Origin of the sequence: Sphingomonas sp. PL-96, assembly GCF_020707215.1 — a bacterium.
In the GTDB taxonomy this organism is placed as follows: Bacteria; Pseudomonadota; Alphaproteobacteria; order Sphingomonadales; family Sphingomonadaceae; genus Sphingomonas.
The window spans coordinates 123,484-138,602 of record NZ_JAJFET010000007.1 but is presented as its reverse complement, the minus strand read 5'-3'; the positions used below and the strand labels follow the sequence as shown (position 1 = coordinate 138,602).

Genomic DNA, 15,119 nt, shown 5'->3' with positions numbered 1-15,119 from the left:
ACGGCGCCGGAGCCGATCAGTAGTTGGGCCAGAGACCCGGCGTGGCGAGTTCCAGGACGTGCCCGTCGGGGTCCTCGAAATAGAGGCTGCGCCCGCCGCGCGGCCACGCCACTTCGCTGCGCAGCGCCACATCCTGCGCCGCCAGATGCGCGCGCCACGCATCCTCGCTGCCAGCGGGGATCGCGAACGCCATGTGCACCGGGCCGCTGCCGTCATGGCCCGGGATCACGCCACCGGCACCCGGCATGTCCTCCGTCGATGCTCCCGCCAGGAACAGCAGCAGCACGCCCGAGCGGCCGGCATCGAACGCGGTCAGCCGCTCGCCCGTGAGCATCGGCCGCAATCCCAGCACGTCGCGAAAGAAGTCCGCCGCGCGCGCCATGTCGGCGACATAGAGCGCGGTTTCGAGCAGGCCGGAGATGGGCGGCACCTCCGGCACCGCGTCAAAAGCCTTCTTCGCGCAGCGGACGCGTCAGCAGCGCCTCGACCACGCGGCCGACGTCCGCGCCCCCGAGCAGCTGGCACACGGCTTCGGTGACCGGCATGTCCACCCCGGCGGCTGCCGCCGCTTGCGCCAGCACCGGCGCGGTATGCGCGCCCTCCGCCACCGTCCGCCGGTCGGCAAGCAGATCCTCCGCCGGCCGCCCCTGCCCCAGCCCGACGCCCAGCGAGAAGTTGCGCGAGCTGGTGGACGAACAGGTCAGCACCAGGTCGCCGAGGCCCGACAGGCCGGACAGCGTCTCCGCCCGCGCCCCGCGCGCCAGGCCGAACCGCGTCATTTCGGCAAAGCCGCGCGCGATCACCGCCGCCCGCGCATTCTGTCCCAGACCCGCACCCTCGACCACGCCGCACGCGATCGCCAGCACGTTCTTGACCGCGCCGCCCACCTCCGCGCCGACGACGTCGGTCGAGACATAGGGCCGCAGCGTCGGCTGGGCGATCAGGCTCGCAAGCCGATGCGCGAGTGCGGCATCCTCGGCCGCCAGCGTCACCGCCGTCGGCAGCCCCGCCGCGACTTCATGCGCAAAGGTCGGGCCCGACAGCACCGCCACCGGCGATCCATCAACGGCCTCGCGCGCCACCTCATGCAGGAACTTGAGGCTGCCCGCCTCGATCCCCTTGGAGCACAGGATCAGCGGCTGGCCGTGGCACGGCAGGTCGGCGAGCACCGCGCGCATGTGCTGTGCGGGCGTCACCACCAGCACGGCCGAAGCCTCCGCAACCCGAGCAACATCCCCGGTCGCCTCGATCCGGTCGGACAACCGACGGCCGGGGAGGAACAGCGGGTTCTCGTGGGTCCCGTTGATCGCCTCCACCACCTCCGCCTCGCGCACCCATAGCCGCACGTCGTGGCCACCGCTCGCCAGCACCTGCGCCAGCGCCGTGCCCCAGGCACCCCCGCCGAGAACACCCAGCACGCTCATGCCTTCACCCCCGCGCCGCGCACCCGCTCGCCCTCCGGATCCAGGGGCCAGCGCGCGCGCGCCGGCACGTCGAGCGGATCGGTAAGCCCAGCCTCGAAGCGCTCGGCGCCGGCCCAGGCGATCATCGCGGCATTGTCGGTGCACAGCCACAAGGGCGGCGCCACGAAGCGCAGGCCATGCTCGGCGGCGACCTGCTCCAACGCACCCCGCACCGCGCGATTGGCGGCAACGCCGCCGGCCACCACCAGCGCAGTCGGCGGTGCGATCCGCCCCAGCGCCCGCCGCGTGCGATCGACCAGGCAGTCGACCACCGCCTGCTGAAACGAGGCGGCGATGTCCGGCGTCGCATGGATGCCGGCGTCGCGCGCGCGCAGCACTGCGCTCTTCAGCCCCGCGAACGAGAAATGCGGCTCGCCCGATCCCACCAGCGGCCGCGGCAGCGGCACCGCCCGCGAGTCCCCGTCCATGGCGGCCCGCTCCACCGCGGGGCCGCCGGGGAAGCCCAGCCCCAGCAGCTTGGCGGTCTTGTCGAACGCCTCGCCCGCCGCGTCGTCGATGGTGGTCGCCAGCCGGCGATAGGCGCCGACGCCCTCGACCAAAAGCAACTGGCAATGGCCGCCCGACACCAGCAGCAGCAGATAGGGAAAGGCGAGGTCCGGGTCGGCCAGCCGCGGGCTCAACGCATGGCCTTCGAGATGGTTGACCGCGACCAGCGGCTTGCCGGCAGACAGCGCCAGCGCCTTGCCGGTCACCAGCCCGACCATCACCCCGCCGATCAGCCCCGGCCCTGCGGTCGCGGCGATCGCATCGACCTCGTTCAGCGTCACGCCCGCGTCCGCCAGTGCCGCCTCCACCAGTGGCGCCAGCACCTCGACGTGAGCGCGTGCGGCGATCTCGGGCACCACCCCGCCGAAGGGGGCGTGATGCGCCTCCTGGCCGGCAAGCTTGTGTGACAAAATGGTGCGGTCGCCGCGAACCAGCGCGGCAGCGGTCTCGTCGCAGCTCGATTCGAGCCCGAGGATCAGGGGGGCGGACATGGTCTGGCTTCTATCGCCTCAGGGCCTTCTTGTCGAAGGGCGGCTTGTCGAAGCGCGGCGGCTTGCCTAGTCCCAAGGTCCATGGACACCGCCCCTCTTTTCCGACTTGGCACGCGCGGGTCGCCCTTGGCGATGGCGCAGGCGCACATGACTCGCGACGCGCTCGCCGACGCGCATGGCTGGTCGCCCGAGCAGATCGCGATCGTTCCGATCCGCACCACCGGCGACCGGGTGCAGGACCGCGCCCTGGCCGAGATCGGCGGCAAGGCGCTGTGGACCAAGGAGCTCGACCGCGCGCTTCTGGAGGGAGAGATCGACGCCGCCGTCCACTCGATGAAGGATGTCGAGACGATCCGGCCGACCCGCATCGCCATCGCCGCGATGCTGCCGCGCGCCGACGTCCGCGACCGGATCGTCGGCGTCGCCTCTCTGGCTGAGCTGCCGCAGGGCGCGGTCGTCGGCACCAGCTCGCCGCGCCGTGCCGCCCAGGTGCTACGCCACCGGCCGGACGCCAAGATCATCCTGTTCCGCGGCAATGTCGACACACGCCTCGCCAAATTGGCAGCCGGCGAGGCCGATGCGACCCTGCTCGCCTCGGCCGGGCTCCTGCGGCTCGGCCGGGCGGACGTCGGAACCCCGGTGCCGATCGACGTGATGCTCCCCGCTCCCTCGCAAGGCGCGGTCGGCATCGAAGTCCGCGCCGAGGATACCCGCGCCCGCGAACTGGTCGGCGCCATCAGCCACGCCGACACGCGCGCAGCCTTGGCGGCCGAACGGGCGCTGCTGGAGGCACTCGGTGCCGACTGCCATTCACCGGTCGCAGCGCTCGCCACCATCGACGGCAACCGGCTGACGCTGCGCGCCGAACTCTACGCGCAGGACGGCAGTGCCCATGTCGCGGGCGAAATCGAGGGATCGGTCGGCGACATCGCGCTTGCGCCGACGCTCGCGCACGATCTTCTCGCCCGCGCACCAGGAAGCGTGCGGCAGCTGTTCGCCGGCGAATGAGCCGTCCGCTCGCGGTGCTGCGGCCCGAGCCGGGCGCGACGGCCACTGTCGAGCGCATCCTCGCCGCCGGGCACCACGCGCTCCGCCTGCCATTGTTTCACGTGGAGCAACGTGCGTGGCCTCCGGCCGCGGCGGCGGACCATGATGCGCTGGTGCTGACCAGCGCCAATGCGGTGCGCCATGCCGGGCCCCAGCTTGCCGGCCTTCGCGCGCTTCCGGTCTGGGCGGTTGGAGATGCCACCGCCGCCGCTGCCACTGCCGCCGGGCTCACCGTCGTGGCGACCGGCACCACCGGCGCCGCCGCGCTGCTCGACCGCGCCTGGGCCTCCGGCATCCGTCGTGCCCTGTGGCTCGGCGGAGAGTCGCTGCGGCTCGACGGCCATCCCGCCGTGACTCGCATCCTCGCCGTCTACGCCAGCGCGCCCACGGCTCCCGATGCGCAGGCAGTCCGCCACCTCTCTGGCAGCGTCGTGCTGGTCCACTCCCCCCGCGCCGCGCGCGCGCTTCGCCTCCTGCTCGACGCATACGGCATCCCGCCTTCCGAACTCCGCCTCGCGGCGATCAGCAGCGCCGCGGCCGAAGCCGCCGGTCCCGGCTGGGGCGCCATCGAAGTCGCGGCCGTTCCCACCGATCCGGTGCTGGTTGCCGCCGCAATCCGCCTCGCCGATTGACCGCGCGCGTCGCCACGGGGATAAGGGCGTCATGACGATGGAAACGGCGTCCTCCGCCACGGGGGCTCCCCGCAAGCCGCGCGGGAACACGATGCTGTGGGTCGCGATCCTCGCCTTTGTGCTCGGGCTGGCGGCCATGGCCGTGCTGGTCCACCGCTTCGGCGCCCGGATCGGCCTTGGCCCGGCGGCCACCCCGCCCGCCCTGCAGAGCCAGCCGCAGCCTGCGCCCACGCAGGGCGCGCGCCTGCCTGTCCGCCGTACGCCGGACGTCGACACGCTGTCGCAGCGGGAGACCGTGCTCGCCGCTCATATCGCCGAGCTAGAAGCGCGGCTCGCCAACGTCGACACCAGCTCGCGCGTTGCCTCTGGCTTCGCCACCCGCGCCGAAGGGTTGCTGGTCGCCTTTGCCGCCCGCCGCGCGCTCGATCGCGGCCTGGCCCTCGACTATATCGAGGATCAGCTTCGCGAGCGCTTCGCCGCGGCCGAGCCGCAGGCGGTGGCAACCGTCATCGCCGCCGCGCGCCAGCCAGTGACGCTGGAGGATCTGCGGCTCGCGCTAGACACGATCGCACCCAAGCTGTCGGGTGGCGGTCCCAACGAAAGCTGGTGGCAGGGCATCCGCCGTGAGCTGTCGCAGCTCGTCATCATCCGCCAGGACGCGAGCCCCAGCATGCTGCCGGCGGACCGGCTTGCCCGGGCACGCCGCCGCCTCGACGCCGCGCAGGTCGAAGGTGCGCTCGCCGAGATCGCGCGCATGCCCGGCGCTGCCAATGCGCAGAGCTGGATGGACGCAGCCCGCCGCTACATCGCCGCACGCCAGGCGCTGAACACGATCGAGACGGTGGCGATCCAGGGCCGCGGAACGCTGCCCCTGCCCCCGATGCCGGCAGCACCGCCGCCTGCGGCTGGCTCGGACGACACCACGTCCGGCGAAGCCACCCTGCCCGCGGATCCGGCGGTCGACGACCCTGCGCTGAACCAGACCGGCGCCTGAGACGATCATGGCCGGCGTGGCGCGGTTCGACTGGCAGGATCCTTTCGGCCTCGACGCGCAGCTGACGGACGAGGAACGGCTCGTCCGCGACACGGCAGAGGGGTATGCGCAGGAGAAACTGCTCCCGCGCGTCACCGACGCGTATCTCCACGAACGCTTCGATCGCGACATCCTCCACGAAATGGGCGCGCTCGGGCTGCTCGGCCCGACGATCCCGGTGGAATATGGCGGCGCCGGCCTAGGCTATGTGTCCTATGGCCTGGCCGCCCGCGCGATCGAGGCGGTGGACTCCGGCTACCGCTCGGCGATGAGCGTGCAGTCCAGCCTCGTGATGTACCCGATCCACGCCTATGGATCGGACGCGCAGCGACAAAAATATCTGCCCAGGCTCGCCAGCGGCGAATGGGTCGGCTGCTTCGGCCTGACCGAGCCCGATGCTGGCTCCGACCCCGGCGGCATGCGCACCCGGGCGCAAGCGATCGACGGCGGCTATCGCCTTTCCGGCAGCAAGACCTGGATCACCAACGCGCCCATCGCCGACGTGTTCGTGGTCTGGGCCAAGTCCGACGCGCATGGCGGCAGGATCCGCGGCTTCCTGCTCGACAAGGGCACGCCGGGCCTGTCGGCACCCAAGATCGAGGGCAAGCTGTCGCTGCGCGCCTCCGTCACGGGCGAAATCGTCCTGAACGACGTCGAGGTCAGCGAAGACGCGTTGCTTCCCGATGCCGAAGGGCTGAAGGGGCCGTTCGGCTGCCTCAACCGCGCGCGCTACGGCATCGGCTGGGGCGCGATGGGCGCGGCCGAGGCCTGCTTCCGCGCCGCCCGCGCCTACACGCTCGACCGGCACCAGTTTGGCGTCCCCCTCGCCTCCAAGCAGCTGGTCCAGATCAAGCTCGCCGACATGGAGACGGAGATCGCGCTCGGCCTGCAGGCAGCGCTGCGCTGCGGCCGCATGTTCGACGAGGGCACGTTGGCGCCAGAGGCGATCTCGATCCTCAAGCGCAACAACTGCGGCAAGGCGCTGGCGATCGCTCGTGTTGCGCGCGACCTGCACGGCGGCAACGGCATCTCTGCCGAATTCCACGTGCTGCGCCACGCGATCAACCTGGAAACCGTGAACACCTATGAAGGCACGCACGACGTCCACGGGCTGATCCTGGGCCGGGCGATCACGGGTATTCCGGCGTTCTAGGGCGGACGGCCCCAAGCAGAACCCGTTCGTGCTGAGTAGGGGCTGAGCGCAGTCGAAGACCCGTATCGAAGCACCCGTGCTTCGATACGCCATTTCGACGTCGCTCGATGGCTACTCAGGACGAACGGGGCCTGGCCGTCACCACGTTCTACCCTGTCCTACTCGGCTCCGCGCTGGCACACACGAGTCGTGTAGTCAGGGAGAGGCAGGACAAAGATGCGTTCGAGCCTCAACTTCCTCAACTTCGTGCCAGACCGGGACGCTCAGCCGATTCGCGTCAGCCCCTGCGCGTATCGCCGCTGACGCTCCGCATAGCCATCGGCCGAGCGGCGCAGCGCGGCGATCGCGGCCTCGTCCAGGCTCCGTACCGCCCGCGCCGGGCTGCCGACGATCAGGCTGGCAGGCGGAAAGACCTTGTCCTCGGTCACCAGTGCGCCGGCGCCCACCAGCGACCCCGCACCGATCACCGCCCGGTTGAGCACGATTGCTCCCATGCCGATCAGCACATCGTCCTCGATGGTACAGCCGTGCAGAATCGCGTGGTGCCCCACCGTCACCCCTGCGCCTACCGTCAACGGGCTGCCGACATCGGAGTGCAGCATCGCCCCCTCCTGGATGTTGGTGCGGTCGCCGACCAGGATCGGCGTGTTGTCGGCGCGGATGACGGCGCCGAACCACACCCCGACTTCCCGCCCCAGCCGCGCGTCGCCGATCACATCGGCGGAAGGCGCGACCCAGCTCGATCCGTCCGCCGGAAGCTGCGGCGAAACGCCGTCGATGGCGTACAAGGGCATCGCTCAGCCCAGCCGCGCGATCAGCGCCTGCGCGGCGGCCGGCGCGCGCACCTTCGCCCCGTTGATGCAGAACACAAAGGTGTCGCGCGGCCGCGCCGGTGGGGGCGTCGCCTCGGCATAGGGCAGCCCATCCGGCACGCCGCCCGAAGCCCAGGTCCGCGCCGCCTGCGCCCAGCGGTCGAGTGCGGCCGGCGCATAGCCCTGCGGCTCCGCCTCTTCCGCCGCCTCCAGCCGCGCATAGACGAAGTCGGCGGTCACATCGGCGATCGCGGGATAGCTGGTCGAATCGGCGAACACGATCGCCACCCCCGCCGCCCGCGCCAGCGCGACGAACTCGGGCACTGCAAAGCTCTCGTGCCGCACCTGCACCGCGTGGCGCAGCGCCACCCCTTCATGGGCTCCGGGCAGCAGCTGCAGAAAGGCGGCGAAATCCTCCGGATCGAACTGCTTGGTCGCCATGAACTGCCACAGGATCGGGCCCAGCTTCTCGCCCAACTCGACGATTCCCTGGTTCAGGAAGCGCTGCATTGATTCGCCCGCCTCCCCCAGCACCTTGCGGTTGGTGACATAGCGCGAGCCCTTTACCGCATACACGAAGCCCTCAGGCGCGGTGTTCGCCCAATTGGCAAAGCTCGCCGGCTTCTGGCTGCCATGATAGGTCGCATTGATCTCGATCGCGGTCAGGGCCCGCGATGCGAACTCCAGCTCGCGCTTTTGCGCCAGGCCTTCGGGATAGAAGGTGCCGCGCCAGGGCGGAAAGCTCCACCCGCCGATCCCGACCCGCACCGCGCCATCCGCCATCACCGCTCTCCCGCACTGCTTGCAGCAGCTAGGACCGGGAGAAGCGCAGACGCAAGCTGGTTGCGCTTGGCAGGAAGATCAGAAGGAGGAGGAGGAGCGCCGTGGCGAAGCCACGTCATCGGTCGCCGCAAGCGGCGCCGGCCGTGCCGCCGATCATTTCATGATGTGCCGCCGTCACATCATGACGGCGACTGGAGCGGGCGAAGGGATTCGAACCCTCGACCCCAACCTTGGCAAGGTTGTGCTCTACCCCTGAGCTACGCCCGCTCTCTGGCGTGTCGCCGGTGTGTCCCGGCGAGGTGGCGGGCATTAGCAGCGGCTTTCGGACCCGGCAAGCCTCTTCTTGCACTTTTTCGAAAAGACTTGGCCTGCCGCATGCCAGCGCCCACATAGGCGGCCAACGCAGACCGCAATCGCAACAGGAGCACGCCTTGGCCACGCTTGGACTGTCCGCCGCCGAGAAGGAAGCCGTGGAAGCCTTCCGCCGCGACGTCGTCGAACCGTCGATGACCAAGCTGGTGATCATCGATTTCTGGGCGGAATGGTGCGGGCCGTGCAAGGCGCTCGGCCCCGTGCTCGAAAAGGTCGCCGCCGCCTATGCCGACAAGGGCGTGGTGCTGGCCAAGATCGATACCGACAAGAATCAGTTCATCGCCTCGCAATTCCAGGTGCGGTCGATCCCCACCGTCTATGCGATGTTCCAGGGCCAGCTGGTCGCCGACCTGACGCAGGCGCGCACCGAGGGTCAGCTGAAGGGTATGCTCGACCAGATCCTGCGCCAGCTGCCGGTGCAGCCGGGTGCGGACGGCGGCGAGGACGCCGGCCCGGACATCGAGCCGCTGGTGCAGATGGGTGAAGAGGTGCTCGCGAGCGGCGATGCCGAGCGTGCGCTCTCGATCTTCGATCAGGTCGCCGAACTGGCACCGGACCATCCCGGTGTCGCGATCGGGCGGATCCGTGCGCTGATGGCGCTCGGCCAGAACGACGAGGCGGAGGCCGCGATTGCCGCCCTCCCCGCCGAGGCCGCCAAGAACCCCGAGGTCGAGCGCGCCCGCGCCTCGCTGGCACTCGCGCGGGAAGCCCAGCCGGTCGACGACCTTGCCGGCCTGGCGGCCGAAGTTGCCGCCAACCCGGACGATCTCGACGCCCGCTTTCGCCTCGCCGGTGGGCAGATGGCGACCGGCGACCGGGATTCGGCGGCGGCCACGCTGCTGTCGATCATCGCCACCGACCGCGAATGGAACGAGGGCGCTGCCCGCCAGCAGCTGCTCAAGCTGTTCGAGGCGGTTGGCCTGGAGGATCCCTGGGTGTCGCAGCAGCGCCGCAAGCTTTCCGCCGTCCTGTTCGGCTGATCGATGGCGAGCCGCGTCTCGATCTTCCCGCTGTCGGGCGCGCTGCTGTTTCCAGGCATGCACCTGCCGCTGCACGTGTTCGAGCCGCGCTACCGGGCGCTGGTGTCGGACGCGCTTGCCCGCGACCGCCGCATCGGCATGATTCAGCCGCGTGGATCCGGGCAGCGCCCGACGCTGTTCGCCATGGGCTGCATCGGCCAGATCATCGACGTGCAGGCGCTGGACGACGGCCGCTTCGACATCGTGCTGGAGGGGGTTTCCCGCTTTCGCCTGCTGCGCGAGCTCGACGTTACCACCCCGTTTCGCCAGATCGAGGCCGAGCTGATCCCCAACGCGCCCGCGGCGACGCTGGCGCTTGCCGAACGCGCGTCGCTGGAGCTTGAATCGCGCCGCTTTGCCGAGATGCAGGGCTATGCGGTGGATTGGGAATCGGTAGCGCGCCTGGACGACGAGACGTTGGTGAACGGCATTGCCCAGATCGCGCCGTTCGACCCCGCCTCCAAACAGGCGCTGCTGGAAGCCGACACGCTGACCGCGCGCGCCGACCTGATCGTGCAGCTGATGCAATTCTTCGGCCGGCACGGCGACGACGACGACAGGACGCTGCAATGACCAAGACGCTCGATCCCTGGCTGCTGTCGATCCTGGTGTGCCCGGTGACGCGCACGCCGCTGCGCTGGGATGAGGATGCGCAGGAACTCATCTCGGAAGGCGCAGGGCTCGCCTATCCCGTCCGCGACGGCGTGCCCGTGATGCTGGTCGAGGAAGCCCGCCCGCTCGACGCATGAGCGATGTGGATCTGAGCGGCGTCTGGATCGGGATCTTCAACTATCCCGAGGACCTCCCCGCCACCAGCTTTCGTGCGACCCTCACCGATTCAGGCGGGCGGTTGGGCGGCACGATCGAGGAGATCGACGCGGTGGTGCTCGTTGGCCGCCACCTAACCTCGGCGGTGGACGGCACCCGCACGGGCCGTTCGGTGCAGTTCACCAAATTCTACGCGCCGGTGCGCGATGGCTATGACGCCGTGATCTACCAGGGCACGGTCAGCGCAGAAGGCGACGAGGTCACCGGCAGCTGGCAGGTACCCGGCGCCTGGGGCGGCAGCTTCATCATGACGCGACCGCAAGCGGTACCCGTGCAGACAGAGCACCGCGACTCGGTGGAACGGTAGCCGCTCCGTTAACCAGCCGTGCTCCTGCGAAAGCAGGAGCCCAGAGCCACGAATGCAGCGATCAGTAACCCTGGGCTCCTGCCTGCGCAGGAGCACGGAGTGCGCTTAGGCCAGCTCGCCCTGTAGCAGCTTGGGCAGCTGCCCGGTTTCCCCGCGCGCTTCGGCCATGAAGCGCGCCTTGAGCGGGGGAATGCGATCCACCGCCGAGAGGCCGAAGCGCCGCACCGCGCTCGCCGTCTTGCCCGGGATCCCGAACAGCCGGGTGAGGCCGTCCGTCGCCGTCGCCACCGCCAGCGTGTCGAGCCCACGCCATTGGCCGTACCGCTTGAGCAGGTGCGGATCGCCCAGGTCCATGCCGAGCCGCTTGCCCTCCACCAGCACTTCGACCAGCGCCGCCACGTCGCGCAGGCCCAGGTTGAGCCCCTGTCCCGCGATCGGATGGATGCCGTGCGCCGCATCGCCCACCAGTGCGAGCCGGTCGGCAGTGATCGTGGCCGCATGGTGGAAGCCCAGCGGATAGCTCGACCGCGGCGACAGCGGCCCCAGATGCCCCAGGAACCCGCCCATCCGCTTGGAGGCCTCAGCCAGCCAGCCGCGGTCGGACAGCTTGAGCAGCCCCGGTGCGTCCTTGGCATCCACCGTCCAGACGATCGCCGAACGATGGCCGTTGGCATCGTCGTTCATCGGCAGGATTGCGAACGGCCCCGCCGGGTAAAAGATCTCGTAGGCGACGTTCTCGTGGCTGTGCTCGTGGTTGAGCGTCGCGATCATCGCCACATGGTTGTAGCTCCAGCGCGCGACCCGGATCCGGGCGGCTTCCCGCGTCGGCGAGTTGCGGCCCTCCGCCGCGATCAGCAGCGGCGCGGTGAGCGTGTCGCCCGTGTCGGTCACGACCGTCACGCCATGCGGGCCCCGCTCGACCGACACCGCACGCGTGCGCATCCGAAGGTCGACGTTCGGCGCAGCTTCCGCCGCCTCCAGCAGCGCACGACGGATCGCCTTGTTCTCATACATGACGCCCAGCGGCGGCGCGTCTGCGTGGGGCACGAAGTCGAGTGCGCCGGGCGCCAGCCCGTCGGTCGCGCGGATCGCGCGGATCGGGCAGCCCTTGCCCTCCAGCTGCTGGGCGATGCCAAGCGCCTGGAACATGCGATGGCTGGCGCTGGCGATCGCCGAGGCGCGGCCGTCGAAGCCGGGCGCAAGGATCACCGCCGGGTCGGCGGGATCGATGACGATCGCGGTGAGGCCATGGGCGGCGAGTGCGACGGCGAGCGTGCTGCCCACCAGTCCGCCGCCGAGGATAAGGACGTCCGCTTGCTGCATGGCGCCGGTGTAGTGCGTTACGTTGCCCTGCGCAAAGGGGCGGCGTGCCGGGGTTCGCCTTGACGGCGGACTCGACGCGCGCGATGCGTTCCAACAAGCATTTCAGACATTTTGAGCGGGAAGAAGGTCATGGCGAGCCAGGCGCAACCGATGGTGTGGCGCGACGCGATGCGCGCGGGGGCCGTTCGCGGTGGGGCGATGATCGGCGCGGCGGTGCTGTTCCTGCTGATGCTGGTGACCGCACTGGCGCTGGTCACCTATCATTCGGGCGATCCGTCGCTGAACACTGCGGCCGGCAGCACCATCGGCAACCGGATGGGCCTTCCCGGCGCCTATGTCGCGGACCTGCTGCTGATGGTGTTCGGCGTCGCCGTCGGCCTGCTGCTCCCGCTCGGCCTCATCATCGCGATCCGGCTGTGGCGCGATGTTCCGGTCGGCCGCTGGGGCGCGATGCTGCGGGACTGCGTGATCGGCGTGGCGCTGATGGCCACTGCGCTCTCCTTTGTCTCGCATGAGGCGGTGACCTCGCTTCCGGGCGGTTGGGGCGGCGTCGTCGGCTGGTCGATCGCTTCGCTGCTGCAGGGGTTGATCCGGATGATCCCGGATGCCACCGCCGTGCTGTGGAGTCAGCGCGTCGTCGGCGCGCTGGTTGGCATCGCCGGCGTCGTGCTGTGGGGCCGCGGCATGACGATCGAGCTCCCGGCGGGTGCGCTGCGTCTGCCCCGCCGCCGGACGATGCCGGACGAGCTGCTCGACGACGGCAGCGATGCCGAGGTGCTGCCTACCGGCAGCCGCCGCATCGCGATCGATGTCGAGGAGGACGACGACCTTCCCTTTGAACCCCGCCCACGCAAGCTCGCCGAGCCGGAGCGTCGCCCGCCCCCGACGATCGAGGACCGCATCGCTGCACCTTCGCCCGCCGCCCAGCCCAAGACTGCGCAGCAGTCGCTCGACCTGCGCGACAATTTCGAGCTGCCGACCATCGACCTGCTCGCCCCGCCGCCTCCCAGCAGCGGGCCTTCGGTCGACAAGGCTGCGCTGGAACGCAACGCGCGGCTGCTCGAGAGCGTGCTCGACGACTTCAACGTCAAGGGCGCGATCGTGAAGGTGTCGCCGGGTCCCGTCGTCACCATGTACGAGCTGGAACCCGCGCCCGGCATCAAGGCGAGCCGCGTCATCCAGCTTGCCGACGATATCGCCCGCAACATGTCGGCGATCTCCGCACGTGTCGCGACGATCCCGGGCCGCACCGTGATCGGCATCGAGCTTCCCAACCAGCGCCGCGAGACGGTGAACCTGCACGAACTGATGGCGAGCCAGAGCTTCGCCGACCAGAATGCGCAGCTGCCGATCGTGCTGGGCAAGAACATCGCCGGCGATCCGGTCGTCGCCGATCTCGCGCCGATGCCGCACCTGCTGGTCGCCGGCACCACCGGCTCGGGCAAATCCGTCGGCCTCAACTGCATGATCCTGTCGCTGCTCTACCGGCTGACGCCGAACCAGTGCCGCATGATCATGATCGACCCGAAGATGCTGGAACTCAGCATGTACAAGGGCATCCCCCACCTGCTCGCCGATGTGGTGACCGATCCGCCCAAGGCGGTGCGTGCGCTCAAATGGGCGGTCGAGACGATGGAGGACCGCTACCGCATGATGGCGTCGGTCAACGTCCGCTCGCTGGGCAGCTTCAACGAGAAGGTCCGTGCCGCCAAGGCCAAGGGGCAGAAGCTCGGGCGCAAGGTCCAGACCGGCTATCACCCGGAAACCGGCCAGCCGATGTACGAGGAAGAGACGCTCGACCTGCAGCCGCTGCCGCAGATCGTCGTGATCGTCGACGAGCTCGCCGACCTGATGATGACGGCGGGCAAGGAGGTCGAGTTCCTGATCCAGCGCCTCGCGCAAAAGGCGCGTGCCGCCGGCATTCACCTGATCATGGCGACGCAGCGCCCCTCGGTCGACGTCATCACCGGGGTCATCAAGGCGAACCTGCCGACCCGAATCTCCTTTCACGTCACGTCCAAGATCGATTCGCGCACCATCCTGGGCGAACAGGGCGCCGAGCAGCTGCTGGGCCGCGGCGACATGCTCTACATGCCCGGCGGCAAGCAGCTGGCGCGCGTCCATGGCCCGTTCGTGTCGGATGACGAAGTGCAGGCAGTCGCCGACTTCTGGCGCTCGCAGGGCGAGCCCGATTACATCGATGCCGTCACCAACGATCCTGGCGAGGACGGCGGCTTCAGCCTGGACGGCGCCCCGACCGGCGACGACAGCCCCGAGGACCAGCTCTATCGCAAGGCCTGCCAGCTGGTGGCCGAAAGCCAGAAGGCGTCGACCTCCTGGCTGCAGCGCCAGCTGCGCGTCGGCTATAATTCGGCGGCACGGCTGATCGAGCGCATGGAAAAGGACGGACTCGTCTCCCGACCGGACCATGTCGGCCGGCGCGAAGTGCTGATGGATCCGGACGGGCGGCCGCTGAGCTGATCGCGGCTGGCTGGCTGAACGGCAGGAAACCGCCGAGTTCACGACGCGTTCAAGCCCCCACGCCTAGTCTGACCCCATGATCTGGAGACACCCCATTCGCTTTCTCGCCCCCGCCGCCGCGATCGCGCTTGCGGCTCCCGCAGCGGTGACCGCGCAGGCGCCCGTTACGCTTGCCACGGTGCAGCAGCACCTGGCCCAGGCGAACTCGATGACGGCGGACTTCAGCCAGACCGACCGAACCGGCAAGGTGCTGACCGGCAAGCTGACCCTGAAGAAGCCGGGCAAGATCCGCTTCCAATATGAAAAGGGTGTGCCGATCCTGGTCGTCTCGGACGGCAAGTCCTTGTACTTCCTCGATTATCAGGTCGGTCAGAAGCAGCGCTGGCCGATCGGCAACTCGCCGCTTGGAATCCTGCTTGATCCGTCCAGGGACGCTTCCCGCTACGCCCGCGTCCTGCCCGACAGCGACTCCCGGGTCGTCAGCGTCGAGGCCTATGACCCCAAGCACCCGGAATATGGCCGCATCACGCTGATCTTCGCGCGCAACGCGTCTGCGCCAGCGGGGCTGATGCTTCAGGGCTGGGTGACGCTCGATGCACAGAACAACCGCACCACGATCCGCTTGTCCAACCAGCGGTTCAACGTGCCGGTCGCAGACAGCGCCTTTCGATTCAACGAGCCGCGTCGCACGCAGAATCGTCGCTGAACGCATTTGCGGATTCCATTCATTCTGGCGACAGCTTTCACCCGTTAGAGGGTGTCTTGCGGAGTTGAGGCGCGTCCGGGATTTTCCCCCCTGTTACCCGGGTTCTCAATTCCTGCCTGCGTGACGAACGCTAGGTCGGCCCTCGTTCCATGCCCCCGGAAC

At 69.6% G+C, this 15,119-nt stretch carries 16 protein-coding genes and 1 tRNA gene; 10 read left to right on the top strand and 7 right to left on the bottom strand.

Annotated features, from left to right (window positions below; genetic code table 11):
* Nucleotides 1-16: 16 nt before the first annotated feature.
* The 3 genes from LK533_RS13520 to tsaD are packed head-to-tail and all read right to left on the bottom strand — an operon-like array spanning nucleotide 17 to nucleotide 2,461.
* The gene (locus tag LK533_RS13520) at nucleotides 17-430 is read right to left on the bottom strand and encodes a VOC family protein (protein ID WP_229363592.1); all 414 of its coding nucleotides are present in this window, start codon (nucleotides 428-430) and stop codon (nucleotides 17-19) included.
* Nucleotides 431-443: 13 nt separating this feature from the next.
* Nucleotides 444-1,424: an NAD(P)H-dependent glycerol-3-phosphate dehydrogenase gene (locus LK533_RS13515; RefSeq protein WP_229363591.1), complete on the bottom strand. Its 981-nt coding sequence runs from the start codon at nucleotides 1,422-1,424 to the stop codon at nucleotides 444-446.
* Entirely contained in the window at nucleotides 1,421-2,461 is a 1,041-nt protein-coding gene (gene tsaD / locus LK533_RS13510; protein ID WP_229363589.1) for a tRNA (adenosine(37)-N6)-threonylcarbamoyltransferase complex transferase subunit TsaD, read from the bottom strand. Before tsaD ends, LK533_RS13515 begins: the two co-directional genes overlap by 4 nt.
* A gap of 81 nt (nucleotides 2,462-2,542) precedes the next feature.
* Here tsaD and hemC point away from each other — a divergent pair, with 81 nt between their 5' ends.
* From hemC to LK533_RS13490, 4 genes are read left to right on the top strand one after another with little or no spacing between them, the layout of a single operon-like run.
* Entirely contained in the window at nucleotides 2,543-3,469 is a 927-nt protein-coding gene (gene hemC, locus LK533_RS13505; RefSeq protein ID WP_229363587.1) for a hydroxymethylbilane synthase, read from the top strand.
* Complete coding sequence (locus LK533_RS13500; RefSeq protein ID WP_229363586.1) at nucleotides 3,466-4,140, top strand: uroporphyrinogen-III synthase; 675 nt, start codon at nucleotides 3,466-3,468, stop codon at nucleotides 4,138-4,140. Before hemC ends, LK533_RS13500 begins: the two co-directional genes overlap by 4 nt.
* Nucleotides 4,141-4,171: 31 nt before the next feature.
* The gene (locus LK533_RS13495) at nucleotides 4,172-5,134 is read left to right on the top strand and encodes a hypothetical protein (RefSeq protein ID WP_229363585.1); all 963 of its coding nucleotides are present in this window, start codon (nucleotides 4,172-4,174) and stop codon (nucleotides 5,132-5,134) included.
* Between the two features lie 7 nt (nucleotides 5,135-5,141).
* Nucleotides 5,142-6,326 carry an acyl-CoA dehydrogenase gene (locus LK533_RS13490; protein WP_229363583.1) on the top strand — a complete coding sequence of 395 codons (1,185 nt, stop codon included), beginning with the start codon at nucleotides 5,142-5,144 and terminating at the stop codon, nucleotides 6,324-6,326.
* A gap of 263 nt (nucleotides 6,327-6,589) precedes the next feature.
* On the opposite strand, the gene LK533_RS13485 is transcribed toward LK533_RS13490, so the two are convergent.
* From LK533_RS13485 to LK533_RS13475, 3 genes are all read right to left on the bottom strand, one after another.
* Nucleotides 6,590-7,120 (bottom strand): gamma carbonic anhydrase family protein, encoded by a 531-nt coding sequence (locus LK533_RS13485; RefSeq protein WP_229363582.1) that lies wholly within the window; start codon nucleotides 7,118-7,120, stop codon nucleotides 6,590-6,592.
* Nucleotides 7,121-7,123: 3 nt separating this feature from the next.
* Complete coding sequence (locus LK533_RS13480; RefSeq protein ID WP_229363581.1) at nucleotides 7,124-7,921, bottom strand: DUF72 domain-containing protein; 798 nt, start codon at nucleotides 7,919-7,921, stop codon at nucleotides 7,124-7,126.
* Nucleotides 7,922-8,113: 192 nt separating this feature from the next.
* Nucleotides 8,114-8,188 (bottom strand) — tRNA-Gly (locus tag LK533_RS13475).
* Between the two features lie 179 nt (nucleotides 8,189-8,367).
* On the opposite strand from LK533_RS13475, the gene LK533_RS13470 reads away from it, so the two are divergent.
* From LK533_RS13470 to LK533_RS13455, 4 genes are read left to right on the top strand one after another with little or no spacing between them, the layout of a single operon-like run.
* Nucleotides 8,368-9,273, top strand: a complete 906-nt coding sequence (locus LK533_RS13470; RefSeq protein WP_229363665.1) for a tetratricopeptide repeat protein — start codon at nucleotides 8,368-8,370, stop codon at nucleotides 9,271-9,273.
* A 3-nt stretch (nucleotides 9,274-9,276) separates the two neighbouring features.
* Entirely contained in the window at nucleotides 9,277-9,885 is a 609-nt protein-coding gene (locus LK533_RS13465) for an LON peptidase substrate-binding domain-containing protein (protein WP_229363580.1), read from the top strand.
* Nucleotides 9,882-10,061, top strand: a complete 180-nt coding sequence (locus LK533_RS13460) for a Trm112 family protein (RefSeq protein WP_229363579.1) — start codon at nucleotides 9,882-9,884, stop codon at nucleotides 10,059-10,061. The genes LK533_RS13465 and LK533_RS13460 overlap by 4 nt, the downstream gene beginning before the upstream one ends.
* On the top strand, nucleotides 10,058-10,447 hold the full coding sequence (locus tag LK533_RS13455) for a hypothetical protein (protein WP_229363578.1): 390 nt from the start codon (nucleotides 10,058-10,060) through the stop codon (nucleotides 10,445-10,447). The genes LK533_RS13460 and LK533_RS13455 overlap by 4 nt, the downstream gene beginning before the upstream one ends.
* A 105-nt stretch (nucleotides 10,448-10,552) precedes the next feature.
* Here the strand turns inward: LK533_RS13455 and LK533_RS13450 are convergent, their stop codons facing one another.
* On the bottom strand, nucleotides 10,553-11,770 hold the full coding sequence (locus tag LK533_RS13450; RefSeq protein ID WP_229363576.1) for a UbiH/UbiF/VisC/COQ6 family ubiquinone biosynthesis hydroxylase: 1,218 nt from the start codon (nucleotides 11,768-11,770) through the stop codon (nucleotides 10,553-10,555).
* 129 nt (nucleotides 11,771-11,899) lie between these two features.
* On the opposite strand from LK533_RS13450, the gene LK533_RS13445 reads away from it, so the two are divergent.
* Both LK533_RS13445 and LK533_RS13440 read left to right on the top strand, forming a co-directional pair.
* Nucleotides 11,900-14,251 carry an FtsK/SpoIIIE family DNA translocase gene (locus LK533_RS13445; RefSeq protein ID WP_229363574.1) on the top strand — a complete coding sequence of 784 codons (2,352 nt, stop codon included), beginning with the start codon at nucleotides 11,900-11,902 and terminating at the stop codon, nucleotides 14,249-14,251.
* Between the two features lie 76 nt (nucleotides 14,252-14,327).
* A complete protein-coding gene (locus tag LK533_RS13440) occupies nucleotides 14,328-14,957 on the top strand; it encodes a LolA family protein (RefSeq protein WP_229363573.1) in 630 nt (209 codons plus the stop codon).
* The last annotated feature ends 162 nt before the right edge of the window (nucleotides 14,958-15,119 follow it).

What these genes read in the sequence shown, in the direction of transcription:
- LK533_RS13515 (WP_229363591.1), bottom strand. Translation starts at nt 1,424, where the DNA reads ATGAGCGTGCTGGGTGTTCTCGGCGGGGGTGCCTGGGGCACGGCGCTG.
- tsaD (WP_229363589.1), bottom strand. Translation starts at nt 2,461, where the DNA reads ATGTCCGCCCCCCTGATCCTCGGGCTCGAATCGAGCTGCGACGAGACC.
- hemC (WP_229363587.1), top strand. Translation starts at nt 2,543, where the DNA reads ATGGACACCGCCCCTCTTTTCCGACTTGGCACGCGCGGGTCGCCCTTG.
- LK533_RS13500 (WP_229363586.1), top strand. Translation starts at nt 3,466, where the DNA reads ATGAGCCGTCCGCTCGCGGTGCTGCGGCCCGAGCCGGGCGCGACGGCC.
- LK533_RS13495 (WP_229363585.1), top strand. Translation starts at nt 4,172, where the DNA reads ATGACGATGGAAACGGCGTCCTCCGCCACGGGGGCTCCCCGCAAGCCG.
- LK533_RS13490 (WP_229363583.1), top strand. Translation starts at nt 5,142, where the DNA reads ATGGCCGGCGTGGCGCGGTTCGACTGGCAGGATCCTTTCGGCCTCGAC.
- LK533_RS13485 (WP_229363582.1), bottom strand. Translation starts at nt 7,120, where the DNA reads ATGCCCTTGTACGCCATCGACGGCGTTTCGCCGCAGCTTCCGGCGGAC.
- LK533_RS13480 (WP_229363581.1), bottom strand. Translation starts at nt 7,921, where the DNA reads ATGGCGGATGGCGCGGTGCGGGTCGGGATCGGCGGGTGGAGCTTTCCG.
- LK533_RS13465 (WP_229363580.1), top strand. Translation starts at nt 9,277, where the DNA reads ATGGCGAGCCGCGTCTCGATCTTCCCGCTGTCGGGCGCGCTGCTGTTT.
- LK533_RS13460 (WP_229363579.1), top strand. Translation starts at nt 9,882, where the DNA reads ATGACCAAGACGCTCGATCCCTGGCTGCTGTCGATCCTGGTGTGCCCG.
- LK533_RS13455 (WP_229363578.1), top strand. Translation starts at nt 10,058, where the DNA reads ATGAGCGATGTGGATCTGAGCGGCGTCTGGATCGGGATCTTCAACTAT.
- LK533_RS13450 (WP_229363576.1), bottom strand. Translation starts at nt 11,770, where the DNA reads ATGCAGCAAGCGGACGTCCTTATCCTCGGCGGCGGACTGGTGGGCAGC.
- LK533_RS13445 (WP_229363574.1), top strand. Translation starts at nt 11,900, where the DNA reads ATGGCGAGCCAGGCGCAACCGATGGTGTGGCGCGACGCGATGCGCGCG.
- LK533_RS13440 (WP_229363573.1), top strand. Translation starts at nt 14,328, where the DNA reads ATGATCTGGAGACACCCCATTCGCTTTCTCGCCCCCGCCGCCGCGATC.